27 protein-coding genes and 2 tRNA genes are annotated in these 19,847 nt (G+C 43.1%); 3 read left to right on the top strand and 26 right to left on the bottom strand.

The features are described 5' to 3' along the window. Nucleotides 1-157 precede the first annotated feature (157 nt). From BLT29_RS06150 to BLT29_RS06080, 15 genes are all read right to left on the bottom strand, one after another. Nucleotides 158-514 (bottom strand): hypothetical protein, encoded by a 357-nt coding sequence (locus tag BLT29_RS06150; protein ID WP_090775439.1) that lies wholly within the window; start codon nt 512-514, stop codon nt 158-160. Then, a complete protein-coding gene (locus BLT29_RS06145; protein ID WP_090775438.1) occupies nt 514-1,101 on the bottom strand; it encodes a major tail protein in 588 nt (195 codons plus the stop codon). Before BLT29_RS06145 ends, BLT29_RS06150 begins: the two co-directional genes overlap by 1 nt. Further along, the gene (locus BLT29_RS06140; RefSeq protein ID WP_090775437.1) at nt 1,101-1,415 is read right to left on the bottom strand and encodes a hypothetical protein; all 315 of its coding nucleotides are present in this window, start codon (nt 1,413-1,415) and stop codon (nt 1,101-1,103) included. Before BLT29_RS06140 ends, BLT29_RS06145 begins: the two co-directional genes overlap by 1 nt. Further along, the gene (locus BLT29_RS06135) at nt 1,412-1,759 is read right to left on the bottom strand and encodes an HK97 gp10 family phage protein (protein ID WP_218124000.1); all 348 of its coding nucleotides are present in this window, start codon (nt 1,757-1,759) and stop codon (nt 1,412-1,414) included. The genes BLT29_RS06140 and BLT29_RS06135 overlap by 4 nt, the downstream gene beginning before the upstream one ends. Beyond that, nucleotides 1,752-2,084, bottom strand: a complete 333-nt coding sequence (locus BLT29_RS06130) for a phage head closure protein (RefSeq protein ID WP_090775435.1) — start codon at nt 2,082-2,084, stop codon at nt 1,752-1,754. Before BLT29_RS06130 ends, BLT29_RS06135 begins: the two co-directional genes overlap by 8 nt. Further along, on the bottom strand, nt 2,071-2,349 hold the full coding sequence (locus BLT29_RS06125) for a hypothetical protein (protein ID WP_090775434.1): 279 nt from the start codon (nt 2,347-2,349) through the stop codon (nt 2,071-2,073). Before BLT29_RS06125 ends, BLT29_RS06130 begins: the two co-directional genes overlap by 14 nt. Next, nucleotides 2,339-2,887 (bottom strand): hypothetical protein, encoded by a 549-nt coding sequence (locus BLT29_RS06120; RefSeq protein WP_090775433.1) that lies wholly within the window; start codon nt 2,885-2,887, stop codon nt 2,339-2,341. Before BLT29_RS06120 ends, BLT29_RS06125 begins: the two co-directional genes overlap by 11 nt. After that, on the bottom strand, nt 2,887-4,170 hold the full coding sequence (locus BLT29_RS06115) for a phage major capsid protein (RefSeq protein WP_090775432.1): 1,284 nt from the start codon (nt 4,168-4,170) through the stop codon (nt 2,887-2,889). The genes BLT29_RS06120 and BLT29_RS06115 overlap by 1 nt, the downstream gene beginning before the upstream one ends. Next, complete coding sequence (locus BLT29_RS06110; RefSeq protein ID WP_090775431.1) at nt 4,164-4,742, bottom strand: HK97 family phage prohead protease; 579 nt, start codon at nt 4,740-4,742, stop codon at nt 4,164-4,166. The genes BLT29_RS06115 and BLT29_RS06110 overlap by 7 nt, the downstream gene beginning before the upstream one ends. After that, nucleotides 4,705-5,931: a phage portal protein gene (locus BLT29_RS06105; protein ID WP_218123999.1), complete on the bottom strand. Its 1,227-nt coding sequence runs from the start codon at nt 5,929-5,931 to the stop codon at nt 4,705-4,707. The genes BLT29_RS06110 and BLT29_RS06105 overlap by 38 nt, the downstream gene beginning before the upstream one ends. Next, nucleotides 5,928-7,655, bottom strand: a complete 1,728-nt coding sequence (locus BLT29_RS06100) for a terminase large subunit (protein WP_090775430.1) — start codon at nt 7,653-7,655, stop codon at nt 5,928-5,930. The genes BLT29_RS06105 and BLT29_RS06100 overlap by 4 nt, the downstream gene beginning before the upstream one ends. Beyond that, the gene (locus BLT29_RS06095) at nt 7,652-7,990 is read right to left on the bottom strand and encodes a P27 family phage terminase small subunit (protein ID WP_090775429.1); all 339 of its coding nucleotides are present in this window, start codon (nt 7,988-7,990) and stop codon (nt 7,652-7,654) included. The genes BLT29_RS06100 and BLT29_RS06095 overlap by 4 nt, the downstream gene beginning before the upstream one ends. Nucleotides 7,991-8,102: 112 nt before the next feature. Further along, nucleotides 8,103-8,405, bottom strand: coding sequence for an HNH endonuclease (locus BLT29_RS06090; RefSeq protein ID WP_090775428.1), 303 nt, complete (start codon nt 8,403-8,405; stop codon nt 8,103-8,105). A gap of 3 nt (nt 8,406-8,408) precedes the next feature. Continuing rightward, nucleotides 8,409-8,591, bottom strand: a complete 183-nt coding sequence (locus BLT29_RS06085) for a hypothetical protein (RefSeq protein ID WP_090775427.1) — start codon at nt 8,589-8,591, stop codon at nt 8,409-8,411. 389 nt (nt 8,592-8,980) lie between these two features. Then, complete coding sequence (locus BLT29_RS06080) at nt 8,981-9,154, bottom strand: helix-turn-helix domain-containing protein (protein ID WP_090775426.1); 174 nt, start codon at nt 9,152-9,154, stop codon at nt 8,981-8,983. 133 nt (nt 9,155-9,287) lie between these two features. On the opposite strand from BLT29_RS06080, the gene BLT29_RS06075 reads away from it, so the two are divergent. Together BLT29_RS06075 and BLT29_RS06070 are read left to right on the top strand one after the other, a co-directional pair. Then, a complete protein-coding gene (locus BLT29_RS06075) occupies nt 9,288-9,668 on the top strand; it encodes a helix-turn-helix domain-containing protein (RefSeq protein WP_090775425.1) in 381 nt (126 codons plus the stop codon). A gap of 14 nt (nt 9,669-9,682) precedes the next feature. Next, nucleotides 9,683-10,864: a tyrosine-type recombinase/integrase gene (locus BLT29_RS06070; RefSeq protein WP_090775424.1), complete on the top strand. Its 1,182-nt coding sequence runs from the start codon at nt 9,683-9,685 to the stop codon at nt 10,862-10,864. 111 nt (nt 10,865-10,975) lie between these two features. On the opposite strand, the gene BLT29_RS06065 is transcribed toward BLT29_RS06070, so the two are convergent. The 3 genes from BLT29_RS06065 to BLT29_RS06055 all read right to left on the bottom strand — a co-directional run bounded on the left by BLT29_RS06065 (nt 10,976) and on the right by BLT29_RS06055 (nt 11,826). Beyond that, nucleotides 10,976-11,048, bottom strand: a tRNA-Val gene (locus BLT29_RS06065). A gap of 180 nt (nt 11,049-11,228) precedes the next feature. Next, nucleotides 11,229-11,459, bottom strand: coding sequence for a copper chaperone CopZ (gene copZ / locus BLT29_RS06060; protein WP_090775423.1), 231 nt, complete (start codon nt 11,457-11,459; stop codon nt 11,229-11,231). Nucleotides 11,460-11,529: 70 nt separating this feature from the next. Continuing rightward, nucleotides 11,530-11,826 (bottom strand): metal-sensitive transcriptional regulator, encoded by a 297-nt coding sequence (locus BLT29_RS06055; RefSeq protein WP_090775422.1) that lies wholly within the window; start codon nt 11,824-11,826, stop codon nt 11,530-11,532. Between the two features lie 187 nt (nt 11,827-12,013). On the opposite strand from BLT29_RS06055, the gene BLT29_RS06050 reads away from it, so the two are divergent. Then, the gene (locus tag BLT29_RS06050) at nt 12,014-12,790 is read left to right on the top strand and encodes a Cof-type HAD-IIB family hydrolase (protein WP_090775421.1); all 777 of its coding nucleotides are present in this window, start codon (nt 12,014-12,016) and stop codon (nt 12,788-12,790) included. 50 nt (nt 12,791-12,840) lie between these two features. Here BLT29_RS06050 and BLT29_RS06045 read toward each other — a convergent pair. The 8 genes from BLT29_RS06045 to BLT29_RS06010 form a co-directional block, all read right to left on the bottom strand. Beyond that, nucleotides 12,841-12,913, bottom strand: a tRNA-Arg gene (locus tag BLT29_RS06045). Nucleotides 12,914-13,001: 88 nt separating this feature from the next. Then, complete coding sequence (locus BLT29_RS06040; protein ID WP_090775420.1) at nt 13,002-13,367, bottom strand: hypothetical protein; 366 nt, start codon at nt 13,365-13,367, stop codon at nt 13,002-13,004. A 65-nt stretch (nt 13,368-13,432) separates the two neighbouring features. Then, on the bottom strand, nt 13,433-13,861 hold the full coding sequence (locus BLT29_RS06035) for a BrxA/BrxB family bacilliredoxin (protein WP_090775419.1): 429 nt from the start codon (nt 13,859-13,861) through the stop codon (nt 13,433-13,435). Nucleotides 13,862-13,894: 33 nt separating this feature from the next. Further along, complete coding sequence (locus tag BLT29_RS06030) at nt 13,895-15,406, bottom strand: coproporphyrinogen III oxidase (protein ID WP_090775418.1); 1,512 nt, start codon at nt 15,404-15,406, stop codon at nt 13,895-13,897. Nucleotides 15,407-15,496: 90 nt separating this feature from the next. Next, on the bottom strand, nt 15,497-16,471 hold the full coding sequence (locus BLT29_RS06025) for a metal ABC transporter solute-binding protein, Zn/Mn family (protein ID WP_090775417.1): 975 nt from the start codon (nt 16,469-16,471) through the stop codon (nt 15,497-15,499). Nucleotides 16,472-16,616: 145 nt separating this feature from the next. Continuing rightward, entirely contained in the window at nt 16,617-17,885 is a 1,269-nt protein-coding gene (locus BLT29_RS06020; protein WP_437182627.1) for a dihydrolipoamide acetyltransferase family protein, read from the bottom strand. A gap of 11 nt (nt 17,886-17,896) precedes the next feature. Further along, a complete protein-coding gene (locus BLT29_RS06015) occupies nt 17,897-18,880 on the bottom strand; it encodes an alpha-ketoacid dehydrogenase subunit beta (RefSeq protein ID WP_090775415.1) in 984 nt (327 codons plus the stop codon). After that, nucleotides 18,881-19,840, bottom strand: coding sequence for a thiamine pyrophosphate-dependent dehydrogenase E1 component subunit alpha (locus tag BLT29_RS06010; RefSeq protein ID WP_090775619.1), 960 nt, complete (start codon nt 19,838-19,840; stop codon nt 18,881-18,883). Nucleotides 19,841-19,847: the final 7 nt, after the last annotated feature.

The following is a 19,847-nucleotide window of genomic DNA, read 5'->3' as shown; positions in this document are numbered from 1 at the left end:
GTTTTACCTGAATTTTGCTGAATATACTCGTCCATGTAGTCAAGACACATACCAACCGTCATCAAATGCATGTCCTCCAACGTCAAGCCTACTTTTTTGCACATAAATAAAAAAGTATCAGTAGTTAGGGGATCACCGCACGACTCTTCGTTTGTTTCTACTTTTTTTTAGTGCCTACAGACTTTTCAATTAGCTCTTGTAACTCCGGTAAAATCTCCATCAATGGGAATTCATCGAATGTGTCAAGCCATTCCACGGGTTCGGATAGCGATTTATCTGCTGTCTTTGCAAGCACCCACGTGATGTTGTACAACACTTCAAAATCAATATATTTCATCACTTCATATTCCATATTTTGAATGTCTTTTCCCTGTTCTTGAAGTTTTACAAGCGGGTACATTTTCAATAGATCAGCAAAATACTCCCGCCCGAATTGCTTTTTATACCGTAATGTCGTTGCCGCTGTTGACTTAAATCGTACTTTCCGACCGTCTATTTCTAGTGTCTTTTCCATCAACTTTCAGCCCCTTCATTTTTAAGAACCGCCTTGTCAAAAACTGTGGAATACCAAGCGTTGTAGACTTCATCCGGCGTGCTGCCAAGCGTTTTTGTTTTAACTCTGTTGTCTGTTAGTCGGCGGCTTGCTACAAAAGTAAGTTCATTTGTTTTCACCTCGACTGAATCCGTGCGCGTCGCTGATCCCATCGTAGGACGGTTAGCCACACAGTGATATAGCACGTGCCGCGTCGCCTTTTGGTCGCCGTCAAATTCAAACAAAAGAGCAAAAGGTTGCGGCTTGGCGTTTGATACTTCTGTTAATGTGCCAGTTTCAATGTCTTTTTCTTCTCCTAGGCAATCAATGGCAAATTGTTCTGGAATAGTAGCGATTGTCAATGTACCGTCATAACCTTGGTTATTGGGCGCTGAATAGTAGATCATATTGTCTGCATAAAAAGGCTCCATGTCCCCTCTGGGTTCAAGATTTAACTCAACCGATCCCCGCAACGGGATTGGCTTATCATAAATGACATTGCCGCCCTCAATCTTAAATGTTGCGTAATGGGCGTTTTCCAATCCAAATTGTACTTTGTTGTTGCTCATCATATCACTCCAATTTGATATTTTTTCAAGTAAAGGTTTTCCTTTTCTATAAACACTTCCACGTCTGAGAAAGGCAATCCGTGCGCTAAAAGTGTATTTTCTAGCTTTTCTTCTGCTGCCAACTTTTTAGTGTCTGTATATAACTCGACAGTCACATCATAGGTGCGTTTTCTAACACTGTTATCAGCATAAAAATGATTGCTTCCTTCCGTGTAATAAACAATAAACGGGATAGATGGGGTTGATTTAAATTGCAGGTACGCCACCGGATAACCCGTACCCCTCAATATATTTGCTAGCTCTACTAACATCATCCTTTTATAACCTTTACGACGGCTTTTTCAAATTCGCTGATTGCTTGTTCTTCCACAGGTTTTATATGCGGTTGTGCCGCTGTGCGTCTTCCGTTGCGTGTTGCGTGCCCAAACTCTAAAAGGTGCGCAAGTCCGGCGCGCGTTGCGTTATGCACGACATAACCTTTACTGAGCTTTTTAAGCCGCCAGCCTTTTTCATATTTCCCATGTCGCTTTGGGCTAGTTGAGCGTAACCGTGTAACCGTCTCTTTCGCAATTTGTTCGCTTGCGTTCTCCAGTCCTTTTTCTACCTCTGTTGTATAGTCTTTTAAGGCTTGCGTAATTTCTTTTGCTACATCAATCACCAGTGCGAACCTCCCCGTATAACTCGGTGTATCCGTCCTGCCTCAAAAATGAGCGGTACACGTGATATGTCTGGTCTTGATACACAAATTTTTGCTCGTTGTCGTACTCATCGCTATCAACTAATAGCGTCATACTTGGTTTGTGCCCCGCTTGACCTGCATTATAAAACTCTTGCCGCGATACGCTTAATCGAATGCAAAACACCGTGCGCGCTGTCTCCTGACTGATCTCTTGTTGTATATCGTCGGTGATGTAATCCACAGTTATCAAATCACAAATATCATCCAATGACATGCCACCTACATTAGCTTTAAGGCTTGGCATCTTTGGCACGCTCCTTTACAACCCTGTTGCGAATTTGTTGTGTGAGGTGTGGTGATAATGGCTCGCCTGTCTGCCTCTTGCGATAAGTCCACGCGGCATAGTTGACGACTAACATTTTATCATCTATAACACTTGTATCTAACGTAATCCCACGCGCTTTCAGTTGATCCCGTGACGACTCCAATAAAGACAAAAAATAGGCATCGCGCAACATGTGCGTAATGCCCAAGTCTAGCTTTAAGAGATCAAGCAAATTATTCTCCATCTCCCTTTAGCTCCTTGCGTAGTGCTTCTTTCGCCGCGGCAATTGCAGCATCTAATTGCGCCTTTGTAACTTCGCCTGCTGCACCGTCCTTTCCGTCTTTCCCATCCTTACCATCAGCACCGTTCTTCCCGTCAATGCCATCTTTACCATTTACACCGTCTTTACCATCCTTACCGTCTCTGCCGTCCTTGCCTGCTCCACCAGCGCCACGACGCACTAACTGCACGACATCGCCAGCCTTTGCACCTGTGGGCACGTAACCAATGCCCTTTCCGATGCTTGATGTGACCAACGTTCCACCTTCTCCAGCTTCTACGTTTGCACCTGCTGCAATATCCGCTCCGGCTTCAACATCCCACACAGGAGCGTTATTCACAGTTACGGTGATTTCTTCGTTGGCTTCCAAAGCGCGTGTACTATAAAAATCCGGTGTTCCTCCTGCGGGCGTTATCTGCAATTTGATTCCGCCTTCTTGCACAACAGATAAAAGGCGATTAGTAGTAACCGCTTGTTTTACAACCGCTTTAAATCTAGTCATTAACCTTTCGCCCCATTTCCATTTTTAATCACCGCTAGCACAAACGCTTCCGGCTTGGTCGGCTTACCATCAAAACGCGCTTTCCCCCTAAATCCCATTTGATCTTCTGCGAATTTTACATGCTCGGAACGGTCAATGCTGATTGTTTCTCTCTCTACCAGTGTGTACTTAGAAAAATCCCCAAAAAGAACCGCATCCCGTGGAATAAAGTTATTAAACACCACACGCAAACCCACCAAGTCCGGTTGCCCTAGATTAGGGAGTTTACCTACCACATTTCCTGTGGCGTTAACATTTACACTATATGATAACAGACGATCATAGTATGTTTGACGGTGCATAACTGCTACAATCTCCCCCACGCGATCAAGCCCCGTGTCAATGCGTCCTACTTGTTTTAGCAAGTTAATTACTAGATCAGCGTCCGCGTTAACCTCTACTTTATTAGAATCTGGTAACGCCGGAATAATTCCAAGCGGTTGTTTTTCTGCGGCTCCTTTTCCGGCGGCAATCCCTCCATCAACAGCCAACGCGATAGACCGCGCAATCTTTTTTGTAGTGTAGTCATCTAAATTGATTAGTGAGTCTTGCAACATATAATTGTCAACAAAAACTACTTTACCAACTTTATACCCATCAAAATCCAGATGCACCACAGTCCCCACATCACCTGTAGGAATCGCCGCATGTTGTTCTATCCACGTTGCTGGGGTTGTGTCCGTGTCAAAAAGCATACGAGCCGTGCCTTTTACACGAATTTTTTCAACGAGCGGGTAAAGCGTCGTAAAATCTCCTAAAATATCCATAATACGATTAATAACCAAATGTGGGATCGTTAATTCTCCCCCTGCTACGGATCGCAATTGCTTAAATCGCTCGTAAAACTCCCTCACCTCTTGATCTTTATAATATTCTCCTGTACGCAACATCTCTCGCACTTGTAATCGGTTCATGTCTCCATCTCCCCCAGTAGCATTGTTTTCACGCTTATCACGTGTAGCGTCTTTTGCTTTAGACCGTTCCTCTACGTCTGCAAGTTCTTTTTCAATTGCTTCAATCTCTGCATCAATTTTTTTCTTGGAATTTTCGTTGTCCTCTTTTTCCTTATCTAGCTCGTCAATCTTTTCATCAACCAGCTTTAAATCTTCTTCGGTTGTGGCTTCCTCAAGTGACTGCTTCAACTCGTCACCTTTCGCTTCCAATTCCTTTTCTCGCACTTCATATTTAGTAAGTGCTTCGCGTTTTTGCTCCAGTGTCTTTTGTAACCGTAGTTGTTTCAACATGGCTTATCGCCCTCCAGTCTATTTTTTAGCTTTTGTCGTTTCTGCTCAAACGCGCGACGCTTGTACTGCTCGACTTGCTTTGCGCGCGCCTGCACCGATGTATTTTCATAAGCCGGAAACGTCACAACGGATATTTCATGCAAATCTAGTTTGTTAATTCTCCACCGCATGCCACCGTTTTCTAATTCTTCCACCGTCTCATCCACGGGGGTAAACCCAAATGACGCTTGATCAACGTCTCCGCGTGTCACGAGTGCATGTAAATCGCGCCCATAGGATGTATTGGGCAGTGTAATTCGACCGTACAAACCTTTCTCATCGCTCCGCAATTCTAATGACCCGCTTTTTGTACGCCCTAACACATGTTGCGCGCTATGATTCCAGAGTGCTTTTACATCGCCTTCTAGCGACCCATCAGCCGCTCCACGTGTCAAAATCTCACGCACATTCGGCATTAGCTCCGTTTCGTCCTCATATAACAAAAAATACCCCTCGATAATCATTCCATCGGGAGTATCTCCTTTCATTCTTGTTTTAAATGTCGTCTGTACTTCCCTCGTTGCTCTCTTCATCGGTTTCCTCCTTTCCATATTGATGCAGTTTCTTTTGGTCGCCTACCTTAGACACGGGGACATAGTTTTCAAGGACGATATATTCATTGAGTCCTTCGACAGGAGAATAATCAAAAACGTTACGCCCCTCATTCCGGTTTATCATTCCACCCGCGACCATCTCTTTTACATGTGTCGTCATTTCTTGTAAATTATATTGCATTAACGACTTAGCGCTCATCTTAAAGTACCACGTGTTTTTATACACAAGTTTTTTAGTGAGTTCCTGCTCAATGATCTTGGCAATATGCATGATTGTCGTAGCAATAAAATTGTTATATTCTTCTGTTTTGAAATCACCCACACCAAGCATAAAATCAGGAATGCCAAACGCACTAGCAACAGCTTTTTTGTCCAGCATGATTGACTCTTGTATAGCCAGATCAGATAAGGTGAGAGGTCGCACTTGCTCAACATCAACCTCCCCACTTGGTATTAACCACGGCTTGCCCGTCTCGCTTGTGCGGATATAACTGTCTAAAATCTTTTCACGTTGTTCTTGATCCTGTAATTCTTCCACATCTGCGTCCACTTTGACAATCAAGGACGGTTTCCACTCCGACTGCATAAATGCTTTTTTTGTAGCGGTTGCTTGTACAAGTGTGGTGACTGTCTCTTTCAAAGCGTCAACATATCCCACACCTTTATATGGATGTGTCGCATCGGGTATAAGCACAAAATGCAAAACTTCATCAGGATCAAATACCCTATTTTTATAGCGGATAGCATACCCGTGGTCATCGCCCGTAAAAGCTATACTGTCGGCATCCCACAGGTGTAAATGATCCAGCAACCCATCAGCCATTTGCGGCAACACAACGCTATTTCCTGTCATAAGCAGATCGGACACGATTTTATAAACAAAGTTTTTACGCGTCATGAAGTGACTGGGGTACACGTCAATCTTTTTCGATAGCTCGTTTTTTAACCTTCTGTCACCATCCTCACCGTTTTCCATTAACATAATGGTCATGCTGGACACTAGATCAGCAATCTTGTGAACGCATTTCCTCACTTCCTCGTTTTTGTTCAGCGGGGTATATCCTGCCAATATAGCGCTCTTGGTGTCTTCTCCACGCACCCATATCCCTACAGGGTCATTACTGCAGTTGCGCTTTCGGGAGTGCTTTTTATTAAACAATCTCATCATTTCTCTGCCCCCTCAAACCAACTGCCCGACACTCTCTTGGTCTCCATATCCTCTAACATCCGAATAGCCGCAAACACTGCCGCATCAAACATATCAATACGCTGCTTAGGCATGATTTTTTCGTACTGGATCATGTCATCCGTCTTCTCGATCGCGTGGACGTTTTGAACGCAATACTCAAATGCTTGCGATCCCAAGTAGTAAAGTTTCCTGTCTTTTGCTTGTTTCTCGATGCGACGGAAACCCTCGGACTTCTTGTAAAAATATTGGGGCTGGTCGACCATCTTAAACCCTTTGTTTTTCATCTCGATAAAGAATTCACGTGAAAACTTGCGATCAAAGCCAACTTGCTTTATTTTAAAGCCCATTCTTTTCATCTTAACAAACCAATTCACAATGTCCGTATGATTAACTGTTGGCGTGTTACACATCGTCAACCATCCATCTTCCTGCCAGCCGAACAGTGGTATATTGTCCTCTTCTGCTTTTTGACGGGCGGCAATGATAGGAAACCAGCCATGCGGAATGATAATGTCCACTCCTTTATAGTGCCCGTATAGCGCGGCGGCTGTTAAATCGTGCATTTTAGAAAGATCAGCACCACCGTACCATTTGATCGGTAGTTTTGCTAATTGATCTATCGTCCACGAGTAGATGCGGTCGCTCGCTTTAAACTCGTCTAAATTAAAATAAGCCCGCATTGCGGACGTGTAAACGTTTAGAGATTTAGAAAAAAAGTCTTTGCGTTGCTGTGGATCGTTTTGTGCTTGTATTGCATCATCTTTCATATCTTTAGGACGGATCGTTATGCCATAGTTCGGGTTAGCTTTTTCGTGTTGCAAAACATCGGTATATTCAACCTCTCCCCGTTCTCCCTCGTCCGCTTTCGCGATAAAGACAAAATACGACTCATCGGTGACAACCTTGTCTATGATTTTCTTACAATACTGCAACTTTTGATAGCAAAAACTTGTCATATTATCTCCAGCCGTAGTAATACCGATCATCAACTTATTGCTATATGCTTTCATGGCTTCCTTGATGATATTATATTGTTTTGGTGTTTTGTAAGCGTGGATTTCATCGGCAATGCCGATATTACAGTTTAGCGAATCCTGTTTGTCTGGGTTAGCTGCCAACGCTTTAATGTAAAGCGATCCATCCCCCAAATCTCCACTAATGCTATGCTCTTGGTTGTTGTCCAAAATACGGAAGGACTTTTCTTCTCCCATTCGCTTAATATTAAAATTGATGAAGTTAAACGATTGTAGGGACTGATCCAACACGGCACTTGTAATGTATATTTTTGATCCCGACTGCCTGTGCAGTAAAGCTAAAGCCCACGAAAGCGCCGCCACAAAACGTGTTTTACCGTTCTTACGTGGAATAAAAATAAAAGCTTCTTTGTACCGTCGTAATATCGTTCCTTTGTGATAAAACGCCAGCAAATTATAGATGATAAACTTTTGCCATGGCTCAAGTAAAAAAGGTTCACCAATTAAAGGTGTCCCATCCAATTTCTCGCCTTGATCATGCGTAAAGGTTTTTTCTATTACCGCAATGACAAATTCGGCATCGTGCGGCTTAAAATCATAATCATTATTCTTTAGATCATTCAAAAACCGATCACATGCTTGTATGATTTCTTGACCTGCTATCTTTTCGCCTGATACCACACTTTGAGCATATTCGATCACTACTTGCTTGTTCGTGTATTGCTTCATTTCATACCACCCAGCACTTCGGCAAGCATTGATTTTCCTTTTTGTTGCGTTGTCACCGTCTCGATTGCCTTCGGATTTAAACACAAGCGGTCGCTATAAGCTAAAATATCCCTGCGTAAGTTTTCAAGTGTGGCGACTATTGGCGCTTTTTTTGCCCCTCCTGAATCTGTTCCTACTTGGCATTGATAGCCACTCTCTGCAAATTGCTTGTTTAGGGTCAAATACTGGTGGATTAGCTCCGCGTATACATCAATCATACGATCATACTGTTCTTTATATATTCCTAAGGCTTCCATATTTTGTACTGTTTGTTCCTTGATTGTTTCTTTGTTCATACTCTCTCACCTCCAAATTTCCAGAATTTTTCTTCCATACCCGTGCTATTGGAAAAAGCTCCCCCTCATCGGTATCCCTAAAGCCTTGTGTACCAAGGGTTACGGGGCGGGGTTATGTTGTGTCTTGTGTGTCGTGTTGTATCCTCTTACTTAATCTATCTACCCAGCTCATACCAAGATCGGTTAGCTTGTCGGTTATCCGGTCATGCATTTGCTCATGACACGCGTTGCATAGGCTAATTAGGTTTTCCTTTGTCAATCTCAAATCGTATCTATCAGACAACGGTATGACATGGTGCACCGTCGTTGCGTCTGTAGTCTTGCCGTATCTTTGACACTCTCGACAGCGGTACACGTCTCGTCTTAGCACACTCTTTCGCTTGCTTCTCCACGCTGATGATCTATAAAAACTCATAGCCTATCGTCCTTGGTCGTGTTGCTCATACGCATTTACCTTTCCGCCTTGCGACTCAAACCACAAAGCCACCACTATACTAATAGTCCACACGATTGATAGTGCGATACCAAGCCAAACAGACACCTTGTATGCGCAAAGCAAGACGGTTGCAAACAGCGCACTCATCGCTATAACTTTTATCATGTTGCTCTCTCCTAACCATATAAAAAACACCCACATAATCCGTGGATGCTACTTGAATAGTTTATTGATTTTACGGTTTGCGGATCGCCTAACCGACCGCTTAGCTACGCGTTTTGGATATGTACCGCTTTTTATGGCTTTTACATCACCAACAAGACGCAATACTTTAAAAATCTTTCTTAAAAACTTCATGCTCTCACTCCGTCCACGGTTGTTGTTGTGTGTGTTAATTATAACACGCCGCGGCTGTAACGTATTCGATCTTTCGTAGAGATCGCTATGTTAATAGTATAGCAGCATTTTACAGCGACGACGTTTCCCAATTCTTTCTTTTATCTTTCCTTTTTCTTTCCAGTTGCTTTCTTTTCATACAAAACATCTATTCAATTTTAAATAGCTATTCCTTGCTTCACCCACGCTTCAACTGATTCCTTATGAAAGATGATCTTTGCTCGAATTCGAGAATGTGGAATCTGTCCCTCACGCACCAAGGTATAAATTGTCGCGGTAGACACACCCAATAATTCAGCCACTTCTTTTACTGTCAATGTGATTTTTTGCATCGTAATTCCCCCAAGTATTTATGTTTAGTTAGTTATTATTTAATATCTATAGATATAATAACATTTCTTCTTCCCCTTTTCAACCCTTTATGATATATTTATATAACAAACGTTATTGAAGGAGCTTAAATAAATGAATACACCTGATCATGACTTTGGTCAATACCTAAAGAAACTAAGAAAAGCCGCTGGGCTGACCGTCAACGAGCTAGCAGAAAAAGTGTCTGTATCCCAGCCGTACATCAGTAATATTGAGAACGGAAAAAGAGGTGCTCCATCTCTGAAAAAACTAAAAAAATTTGCTGAACCTCTGGGAGTAAGTTATCAACATTTAATGTATGAAGCTGGTTATTGGGATTTACTAAGTAGCGTGGATGAGAAATACACCGAAGGAGACTTGGGAGCGACTTTGCACAAAAAGAAAGTAGTCTTTGGAGAACATGAATTGACTGACGACGACAAAAAGTTAGTCGTGATGTTTTTGAAGGCGCTCGTAGAAGGAAGAGACAATTGAAAGGGATGATATAGATGTCGAATATTCGTAAACGCGGAGAGAATACTTATTTTTTCACTGTAAGTTTGGGGCAAGGACTAAGCGGGAAATATCCACGCAAGTACAAGACTTACAAAGTAACAGAAAAGATGACCCCTAAACAATTAGAAAAACACTTGGAATTAGAGTACGCGAAATTCGAACAACTGGTTAAATCCGAGAACTATATTGACCCTGAAAAAATGAGCTTTACAGAGTTTGTGAAACAGTGGACAGAAAACTTTGCGGAAAATAGCTTATCCGAAACCACAATCGCAAATCACTTAAATCGTTTGCAAAATCATATCCTTCCCACGCTAGGACAAAAAAGGATTGATAAAATCAAAGGGCTAGATATTATTAATCTGTTGAACAATCTAAAGAGAAAAGACAATAGTGACGACCCCCTCGCAATCTCGACTAAAATAGACGTATATCGCACTTTAAAGAGCGTATTTAAATATGCTTTCAAATGGGAAATCATCGCATCAGACCCTATGGAAAAAGTGGATAAGCCTATAGAGAAAAATAAAACCAAAAAAGCGGCTAACGTTTACGATGAAGAAGAAGTGAATGCCTTGCTTTTAACTGTTCAAAGACAATTGCCTCACTGGAGGATATTTGTAACTTTATGCCTAACAGCAGGGCTTAGACGTAGCGAAGCACTTGGCTTAGAATGGTCATCTGTGGACTTCAAAAAGATGGAAATTGATATTAATACTGCCATTGTTAAAGGGCGTAAAGGCGCGGTTATCAAATCTACCAAAAATGAGTCTTCTCACCGTTTGATTTCTATCCCAAAATTTGTAGCACAAGAACTCAAAGAATACAAATTACACTGGAAAAAAGAACGGTTTCGGATGGGTGATAAGTGGACTGAGGAAGAAAGAGAATGGTTATTTTGTAATGAAAACGGGAAACACTTTTACCCCACAACACCAACTCTTTGGTGGGGACGTTTTACCAAACGAGCTAATGTGCGGCATATCCGTCTGCACGATCTCCGGCATACATCTGCAACACTGTTAATTGCTCAAAATATACACGCAAAAATCATTTCTGAACGTCTTGGACACAGTAGAATAAACACAACCATGGATATTTACGGACATGCACTTAGAAGTGCTGATCGAGGTGCAGCTGACAGCATGGATAATTTATTTTCTAAAAGGCTCTAGGATGTTTATATAAAGAATTTGCGTCAACATTAGCGTCATGTACAAAATATCCATTTTTGAACTTGTCCCTAAAATAACAAAAACCCCTGCTCTACCAAGGGTTTCCCGAGATGACCCGTACTGGGCTCGAACCAGTGACCTCCACCCTGTCAAGGTGGCGCTCTCCCAACTGAGCTAACGGATCCTATTATTTTATGTATCTATGTTATCTGGCAGTAATTCAACTCAACCGACACTCTTATTTTACATGGATGCACTTGAAAAGTCAATAGAAATTGCAATGACCTTTAAACTTCTTTAAATTCCTTCTCTACGGGAAAGGTTACCGACAGATGTTCCTCTATAACCTTTCCCTCACAACGTATTAGCAACATCCACAACCTGTGTCGTCTTGTACATCATATCCTTGATCCTCAATCATTTCTTGGATCGATTGAATGTTTGTTTCTTGTTCGTTATATGTCACAGCAACCGTTTTATCTTCTAATGAAACATGTACTTGTGTCACACCCGTCAATCCGCCTACAGCCTTTTCAATTGCAGCTACACAGTGGCCACAAGACATGCCTTCTACTTGTACAGTTGTCGCAGCCATACTTTCGTCCCCCCTCTCTGCATTAGACTCATGTTCATTTTAACATACCCCAATCAGGTATGTGAAGTGTTTATTTTGAAAAACGGGCAATGATATTCATAAGTTCACTTAATGCTTCATCTCCGTTTCCATGTTTAACGGCATGCGTGACGCAATGCTTTGCATGGTCTTCCAATAAAAGCATATTCACCTTTTTTAGTGCTGCTTGAATCGCCGCTAATTGTACGAGCACATCTACGCAATAACGATTTTCTTCTATCATTTTTTGCACGCCACGTACTTGACCTTCCACCCGCTTTAAGCGGTTTTGGAGCTGTGCTTTCGCTTCATCATTGCGGTGGGTTACTGTTTTTTGTACATCTGACACAAGTCATTCCTCCTGGATGTTCTTTATGTCTTTCCAGTATACTACGATCCGTCGTCACTGTAAAAATAGGACGCCCGTATGATTTAGCAAAATGGTCGTTTCAACAAATATTGACATATTTGTTATAGTAAGGTACAGTTTGGGAGTAGAATTCGACCATTTATTAAAGACACTTAGAGGTGGTTCCATGAAAAAAGCATTAATTTTCTTCGACATTGACGGGACATTGTTAGACGATGAAAAACAGCTCCCGCGTTCCACTAAGCAAGCGATTCGTGTTTTAAAAGAAAAAGGGCATGAAGTTGCTATTGCCTCTGGAAGAGCGCCCTATTTTTTCCAAGAATTACGCGCGGAGCTTGGGATTGATTCCTACATTTGTTTCAATGGACAATACGTAGTATATAAAGGAGAGTTGATTTACGAGAATATCCTCGATGCTACCGCATTTCGCGACTTAGAGCGTTTTGCTTCTACACATCACCATCCCCTTGTCTTTATGGGTGGGGAGACATTTACTGCAAATCAAATAGACCATCCATACATTATTGAAAGCATACAATCCATTAAAGTTGATTTACCCTCCCACGACCCTAACTATTTTGAAACAAACCACCTTTATCAAGCGTTGCTTTTCTGTACGCAGGAGGAAGAACATTTATATACTGGACACTTCCCATTGTTTTCGTTTGTGCGTTGGCATCCTTTTGCAATGGATGTGCTCCCTAAAGGCGGGTCAAAAGCAAACGGCATTGCACAATATATGAAGCGTAGTGGGTTTTCTCAAGAAGATATCTACGTTTTTGGCGATGGATTGAACGACCTTGAAATGCTCGCATTCTCCCCTCACAGTGTCGCAATGGGAAATGCGCCAGATGAAGTAAAACAACAAGCGCGTTATGTCACAAAGCATGTGAATGATGATGGCATTGTACATGGTCTAAAATTGGTCGGGTTGTTACCTTAATCTCTAAAGAAAAAGCAAGAGGCTCCAACAGGAACCTCTTGCTTTTTTGACGCGCCTAGCAGGAATCGAACCCACAACGCGAGAACCGGAATCTCGTGTGATATCCTGTTTCACCATAGGCGCCTACTGTCAGTTTCTAGCGACATCTATGATTATATGATAAGTAGAGGAAGTTGTCAATTGAAACTTCCTCTTATTTTTCTTGCAATGACTATTTTGCAGCGATTGTTTCTTCTCCCTCGGCAAACATTTGCTTAAACCGCTCATTAATGTCTTCTTCTGTATAACCTGCTTCACCTAGGCGAATCCCAAAGTTTTTCGCATATAATTGGAGGCGTTGCGACATTTTGCTATATTTTTTTGACTCGGCGCCTTTCGTTTCCTCTGCACGACCGTCAGCATTGGAAATAATATTCTCAACAACAAAAAGTGCTTTCCAGAGCGTCTCTTCATCCATCCCTTGATGAATGGTGCTTAGCTCGTCCACAACCTCTTTATAAAAAGCTTGGAAGTCTTTAAATGAAATTTCCTCTTCCATATTTAAAAACTGCTGAATTTTATTGTATTGTGCTTGCATGCCACACGTCTCCTTCATTTTTATTAATAGCGCACCACCCTAGGGCAACGCCATTCATCGACTGATTACTTACAATATGTGTCAAATGCTTTTTCAAGCTTTTGAACGACTTGAATTGGTTCATGCCCTTCGATTTCATGACGTTCAACCATCATTTGAACTTCCCCGTCCTTGACAAGTGCAAAAGATGGGGACGACGGACCGTACCCTTTGAAATACTCCCGTGCTCTTGCAGTCGCTTCTTTGTCTTGTCCTGCAAAGACTGTCGCAAAACGGTCTGGTTGCACTTCATAATTTTTCATGTACGCCGCTGCTGGACGGGCAATCCCACCGGCGCAGCCACAAACAGAGTTAATCATAACCAAAGTTGTACCTGCTTTAGATAATGCTTCATCTACCGCTTCTGGTGTTTCTAGTTGCATGTAACCTGCTGTCACCATCTCGTCACGAGCACCTTGAACGACATCATTCATATAAAAGTTAAACTGTTGCATATGATTTTCCTCCTACTGTTGTATCTTGTCCTTCTATCGTAAATCAAAAGTTTCACTGAGTAAAGTAAGTTTTTTCATCGTGTATTCTTTATAACTCTCTCGGTAAGCGCGAGGGTTCTTTGGATTGGCGTAACGCGTGATCTTACCTGTTCCTGGCTTGACAAATTTGCTTGCTGCGCCGCATCCAAGTCCAATGATGGTTTGGCATTCTTCCATGATGATAATATTATACAAACTTTCTCGATCTGGACAGGCATAGCCGACATTTTCTAAGTTACCAAGGATATTCTTTTGCCGGTACAAATAATAAGGTTCGTAATGGTGTCGTGTCATCCACTCATTTGCCATCGCCATCATCTCTTTAATTTCTTCCCGTCCTGCAACCTGATACTTTGACCGATTTTTTGTCATATCTGAAGCTCGTTTGAATGAGAGGGTGTGCACCGTCAATGACGTCGGTTGAAGCTTCTCTGTCTCACCAAGTGTATGTGCCATTTCGGCAATGCCTTCTCCTGGCAAGCCGATGATCAGATCCATATTAATATTTTCAATCCCGTGTGTTTTTGCGAGTTGGAACTTTTCAATCGTTTCTTCTACAGAATGATGTCGACCAATTGCTTCTAGCGTTTCATTCGTAAAAGATTGTGGATTAATGCTCATCCGATCGACATTGTATTTTTTTAACACTTCAAGTTTATCAGGGGTAATTGTATCTGGACGTCCTGCCTCTACAGTGAGTTCGCGCACCTGATCAGCATGCGGGAAAACTTTATACATATGGGCATAAAGTGCATCCATTTCCTCTGCGGTAATACTTGTCGGTGTACCCCCACCATAATAAATGGTCGTAACGGCAATGTTACGGGTACGCAACCACTCTCCCGTTTCAGACATTTCATAATGTAGTCCCTCAAGAAATGAAGCAACTGAGCCATCCGTCTCGTTAATTGCATAAGCAGGGAATGTACAATAGGCGCATTTTGTCGGACAAAATGGAATACCAATATAAATACTTACCCCGCGGTCAAGGGTATCTAAATCAGGTAAGACAGACAATTGTCGTTTCATAATACGTGACAATAGGGAGATTTTCTCTTCTGACACAGCATATACCTCAGTCAATTCAGTTTCAATCTCCTTTTTTGTTAAACCTGCCCGCCGCATTTGGTGCATTAATTTGGTTGGTCGGATGCCTGTAAGCACGCCCCATGGTTGATGAATTCCTGTATACGCTTCAAGCAAACGTAGTAGTAATAAACGGACTGTCCGCTTCTCCTTCTTTTTCATGTCCGAAGTATCATATACACTACTCTGCGGATAGGTACCTTTCATCGTGCGTGCATGTCCAGAACTTGTTGTAAGTGTGAGAGACACCTTCGTGTCTTCAGTTATATGCACATCCATCATTAATGATGGCGTTGCATTTTGGGTTAAACCATCCAATTTCTCAACAAACTGTAACTGTACTTGCTCATAAAACAGAGAAAACAAATGAAAGAGCGCATGCTCATAAGAAGAATTCAACCCGCGAATATGTACCAGCATGATGCGTGCACTCCTTTATTTCCAAATCACATTTAGTGTACCCAATTGTCCTCTTGTGGTCAAGAAAAAAGAAGATGTATGCGCATCTTCTTAGTCTGACCCTAACACTTGGCGTAATGTATGAATGTTTTGTTTCATCAAAGAAAAGTAGTCTTCCCCGGCTTTTTCCTGCTCAGGAGTTAACCCTTCTAAATTATAGATCGGCAACGATTCTAATTCTAACTCTTTTCGAACAACTTCCGTTACTTGATCAGAAATGTTTGGTTCAAAGAGAACATATGACAAATCACGCTCTTTTGCCATCCGAACGGTTTGCTCAAGCTCACGTTGTGATGGCTCACTTGTTGATGAAATCCCAGCAATACCCAGCTGCTTAATTCCATAGCGTTCTTCCCAATAGCCATAGCCAGCATGCGACACCATCATCGTATCTTGCTTAGCATTTTCCATTAGCTGTGTAAACGACTGGTCCAACGTTTGAAAGTCAATCACAAGCTGCTCATAATTTTTCGTAAAGACATTTTCTTGTTCTGGCATAAGCGTAATCAGTTTTTCTTTTATATTTTTAGCCATGTCCATCGCTAAAATTGGATCCAACCATACGTGAGGATCTTGATCATCGTGATCGGTATGTGCGTCCGTCTCTTCAACATGGTCATGGTCATGGTGATCGTGATGGTCATGAGTAGCTGCCAGCAAATCAATCCCTTCAATTGCTGCCACCACCTCTACATCATGAGAAGATACAGCCTCAATAATCTTCTCAGCAAAACCTTCTAATCCCGCTCCGTTATAAATAAATGCATCCGCATCCGCAACTGCAACCATCTGTTGTGCCGTTAGTTCATACGTATGTGCATCTGCTCCTGCTGGAATCATGGCTTCAACCTCTACAAATTCTCCACCAATGCGTTTTGTCCAGTCAGCCAAAGGAAAGATGGTTGTATAAATCTTTAACGTTTCTGGATCTTCTACGGTGCTCGTTTCAATTGCGTTATTTGTCTTCTCCGCACAAGCAGATAACGATATGAGTGCCACACCCATCATCAATAAGCTTTTTTTCATGACGTCCTCCCTATTCGTAATCATTACGATTTATCTCTGTTTGATTATATCGCATCTCTCCTCACTTGTAAACCGTAAAGATTCTTTTTTGTGGCACACTAAAAAAAGACTTGCACTGCAAATCGCAGGTACAAGCCTCTGTCGCTTAATAAATCGTCACATTGTCTTCATTCATGTTTTCCAGGCGCTCTTTCATTGCTGCTAAGAAGCGTCCGCAAACAAGTCCGTCTAACACACGATGGTCAAGTGACAAACATAAATTTACCATGTGGCGAATGGCGATCATATCGCCCGCTTCTGTCTCCATCACGACCGGACGTTTCACAATCGCCTCAACTGACAAAATCGCTGCTTGCGGTTGATTAATGATGGGTTGTGACATGATGGAACCGAAAGATCCGGTATTATTAATCGTAAATGTGCCGCCTTGCATGTCTTCACCCGTTAATTTCCCGGTACGTACTTTTTGTGCGAGTTCATGTGTATGGCGCGCTAGCCCTTTAATAGTTTTCTCATCTGCATGCCGGATCACCGGTACGTACAGCGCATCATCAGTTGCAACTGCCATAGATAAATGGATATCTTTCTTTTGAATAATTTTATCGCCATGCCATGCTGCATTCACTTGGGGGAATTGCTTTAATGCCTCGACCGTCGCTTTCATAAAGAACGGCAAGAACGTCAAGTTATACCCTTCTTGTTTGCGGAATGCCCCTTTTAATTTATCACGTAATTTGACAAGATTGGTCACATCAACTTCGACCATCGTCCATGCGTGCGGGGCTTCTGTTTTGCTTTTCACCATATTTGCGGCGATAGCTTTACGCACGCCTTGAACAGGAATCTCAATGTCACCTGCTGCCATCGACACTGGCGCGCTAACAGGGGCAGCACTCGGTGTAGCTGCCTTCGGTTCACTTGTAGATGCTGGGGCGGCTGCTGGCGCCGTCTGTCCACCTGTCGCGATAATTGCTTCTACATCTTTACGCGTTATACGTCCACCACGCCCTGTACCCGTCATTGTCTGTAAATCTAACCCGTGCTCTTGGGCAAGACGCATCACCGCCGGTGAGTAGCGCGCTTTTTGTGATGTGTCAGATGTTGTATTCACAGCTGCTTGCTGCACTGGCGCTGCCTTCTTCTCCGGCGTTGCCGCTTGTTTTTCACCAGCGCCTTCTTCATCAATTGAACAAATATCGGTCCCAACGGAAACCGTATCATTTTCTTGAACGAGTAACTCACGAATGACACCTGTATAAGAAGAAGGAATTTCAGCATTTACTTTATCTGTCATGACTTCAGCAATCGGGTCATATTTATTCACATGATCGCCGGGCTGGACGAGCCATTTGCTGATCGTTCCTTCGGTCACACTCTCTCCTAATTGCGGCATGGACATTGTTGTTGCCATCATACATTCCTCCCTTAAAACTCCGCCAAATCGCGAATCGCGCGTTCAACTTTGTCTGGACTAATGATAAACTCTTTTTCCAACGTTGGTGCATATGGCATCGCCGGCACATCCGGGCCGGCCAAGCGCTCAATTGGTGCATCTAAATCAAATAAACAATGCTCGGCAATAATGGCTGCGACCTCGCTCATAATGCTACCTTCTTTATTATCTTCTGTCACCAACAACACTTTTCCTGTTTTCTTCGCGGCGGCAATAATCGCTTCTTGATCAAGCGGATAAACCGTTCTTAAGTCTAAAATGTGTGTATCAATCCCATCTTTTTCTAGACGTTCAGCTGCTTGTAAAGCAAAGTGAACAGCAAGCCCGTACGTAATGACCGTGACATCGGCACCTTCACGCTTTACATCGGCCTCACCAATAGGAATTGTATAAGCGTCTTCTGGTACCTCGCCTTTAATTAACCGGTACGCCCGTTTATGTTCGAAAAATAACACTGGGTCATTAGAACGGATCGACGCAGCAAGGAGTCCTTTTACATCATAAGGGGTCGATGGCATCACAATTTTTAGCCCGGGCGTGTTGGCAAACATCGCTTCCACACTTTGCGAATGGTATAACGCGCCATGAATCCCACCGCCGTACGGGGCACGAATCGTCATTGGACACGTCCAATCGTTGTTAGAGCGGTAGCGAATTTTCGCTGCTTCAGACACAATTTGATTGACTGCTGGCATAATAAAGTCCGCAAACTGCATTTCTGCGACGGGACGCATCCCGTACATCGCGGCGCCAATGCCCACACCTGCAATCGCCGATTCCGCAAGCGGGGTATCAATGACCCGCGCTTCGCCAAATTGCTCATACAGTCCATCGGTAGCGCGGAAAACGCCGCCCCGTTTCCCAACATCTTCACCGAGCACAAACACGCGCTCGTCGCGTTCCATCTCTTGTTTCAATACTTGTGTCACTGCTTCAATATAAGATATGACCGCCATTTATTTCGCCTCCTCATCATACACATGAGCATGAAGCGTGTCGACCGCCGCATATGCCGCGTTCTCCGCATACTCTGTTGCCTCATTGACTAGCTTGGCAATCCGCTCATCCATCTCTTTTAACTGCGCTTCTGTCGCGGTGCCACTCTCCAATAAATAACGGGCAAACGTATGGATCGCATCTTTCTCTTTTGCTGCGTCGACTTCTTCGCGTGTGCGATACGCCCGGTCATCATCGTCACTCGAATGCGGTGTGAGACGATACGATACTGTCTCAACTAAAGTTGGCCCCTCACCCTTGCGCCCGCGCTCAGCAGCAGCTTTAACTGCTTCATAAACGGCCAGTGGATCGTTTCCATCAACGGTCACGCCATGCATCCCATAGCCAATCGCCCGATCTGAGACATTTTTGCACGCCAGTTGTTTTTCGATCGGCACACTAATGGCGTATTTATTGTTTTCACACATGAAAATAACAGGGAGCTTATGCACACTCGCGAAGTTTGCGCCTTCATGGAAATCACCTTGGTTCGATGATCCTTCACCAAACGTTGTTAGTGCAACAATATTTTTTTGTTCAAGACGCGCGGCAAGGGCGATGCCAACCGCATGTGGCACTTGTGTCGTCACCGGTGATGAACCTGTGACAATGCGGTTTTTCTTTTGCCCAAAGTGACCGGGCATTTGTCTGCCGCCTGAGTTCGGATCTTCCGCTTTTGCAAAGCCCGATAACATCAAGTCTTTTGCCGTCATGCCAAAAGCAAGCACAACACCCATGTCACGATAATAAGGCAAAACATAATCCTCATCGCGATTTAACGCAAAAGCCGCTCCAACTTGCGCAGCCTCTTGTCCTTGACACGAAATAACAAATGGAATTTTCCCCGCACGATTCAAGAGCCACATCCGCTCATCAATCCGCCGTGCAAGCAACATCGTCTCATACATGTCACGTACCATCTCATCT

The organism is Shouchella lonarensis, assembly GCF_900096965.1.
Taxonomy (GTDB): domain Bacteria; phylum Bacillota; class Bacilli; order Bacillales; family Bacillaceae_D; genus Shouchella; species Shouchella lonarensis.
The sequence above is the reverse complement of the archived record's forward strand: the minus strand, read 5'-3'. Positions and strand labels throughout refer to the sequence as shown.

Coding starts and splice junctions, on each gene's coding strand:
- BLT29_RS06150 (WP_090775439.1), bottom strand. CDS start 514: ATGGAAAAGACACTAGAAATAGACGGTCGGAAAGTACGATTTAAGTCA.
- BLT29_RS06145 (WP_090775438.1), bottom strand. CDS start 1,101: ATGAGCAACAACAAAGTACAATTTGGATTGGAAAACGCCCATTACGCA.
- BLT29_RS06140 (WP_090775437.1), bottom strand. CDS start 1,415: ATGATGTTAGTAGAGCTAGCAAATATATTGAGGGGTACGGGTTATCCG.
- BLT29_RS06130 (WP_090775435.1), bottom strand. CDS start 2,084: ATGCCAAGCCTTAAAGCTAATGTAGGTGGCATGTCATTGGATGATATT.
- BLT29_RS06125 (WP_090775434.1), bottom strand. CDS start 2,349: ATGGAGAATAATTTGCTTGATCTCTTAAAGCTAGACTTGGGCATTACG.
- BLT29_RS06120 (WP_090775433.1), bottom strand. CDS start 2,887: ATGACTAGATTTAAAGCGGTTGTAAAACAAGCGGTTACTACTAATCGC.
- BLT29_RS06115 (WP_090775432.1), bottom strand. CDS start 4,170: ATGTTGAAACAACTACGGTTACAAAAGACACTGGAGCAAAAACGCGAA.
- BLT29_RS06110 (WP_090775431.1), bottom strand. CDS start 4,742: ATGAAGAGAGCAACGAGGGAAGTACAGACGACATTTAAAACAAGAATG.
- BLT29_RS06105 (WP_218123999.1), bottom strand. CDS start 5,931: ATGATGAGATTGTTTAATAAAAAGCACTCCCGAAAGCGCAACTGCAGT.
- BLT29_RS06100 (WP_090775430.1), bottom strand. CDS start 7,655: ATGAAGCAATACACGAACAAGCAAGTAGTGATCGAATATGCTCAAAGT.
- BLT29_RS06095 (WP_090775429.1), bottom strand. CDS start 7,990: ATGAACAAAGAAACAATCAAGGAACAAACAGTACAAAATATGGAAGCC.
- BLT29_RS06090 (WP_090775428.1), bottom strand. CDS start 8,405: ATGAGTTTTTATAGATCATCAGCGTGGAGAAGCAAGCGAAAGAGTGTG.
- BLT29_RS06085 (WP_090775427.1), bottom strand. CDS start 8,591: ATGATAAAAGTTATAGCGATGAGTGCGCTGTTTGCAACCGTCTTGCTT.
- BLT29_RS06080 (WP_090775426.1), bottom strand. CDS start 9,154: ATGCAAAAAATCACATTGACAGTAAAAGAAGTGGCTGAATTATTGGGT.
- BLT29_RS06075 (WP_090775425.1), top strand. CDS start 9,288: ATGAATACACCTGATCATGACTTTGGTCAATACCTAAAGAAACTAAGA.
- BLT29_RS06070 (WP_090775424.1), top strand. CDS start 9,683: ATGTCGAATATTCGTAAACGCGGAGAGAATACTTATTTTTTCACTGTA.
- copZ (WP_090775423.1), bottom strand. CDS start 11,459: ATGGCTGCGACAACTGTACAAGTAGAAGGCATGTCTTGTGGCCACTGT.
- BLT29_RS06050 (WP_090775421.1), top strand. CDS start 12,014: ATGAAAAAAGCATTAATTTTCTTCGACATTGACGGGACATTGTTAGAC.
- BLT29_RS06040 (WP_090775420.1), bottom strand. CDS start 13,367: ATGCAAGCACAATACAATAAAATTCAGCAGTTTTTAAATATGGAAGAG.
- BLT29_RS06035 (WP_090775419.1), bottom strand. CDS start 13,861: ATGCAACAGTTTAACTTTTATATGAATGATGTCGTTCAAGGTGCTCGT.
- BLT29_RS06030 (WP_090775418.1), bottom strand. CDS start 15,406: ATGCTGGTACATATTCGCGGGTTGAATTCTTCTTATGAGCATGCGCTC.
- BLT29_RS06025 (WP_090775417.1), bottom strand. CDS start 16,471: ATGAAAAAAAGCTTATTGATGATGGGTGTGGCACTCATATCGTTATCT.
- BLT29_RS06020 (WP_437182627.1), bottom strand. CDS start 17,885: ATGATGGCAACAACAATGTCCATGCCGCAATTAGGAGAGAGTGTGACC.
- BLT29_RS06015 (WP_090775415.1), bottom strand. CDS start 18,880: ATGGCGGTCATATCTTATATTGAAGCAGTGACACAAGTATTGAAACAA.
- BLT29_RS06010 (WP_090775619.1), bottom strand. CDS start 19,840: ATGGTACGTGACATGTATGAGACGATGTTGCTTGCACGGCGGATTGAT.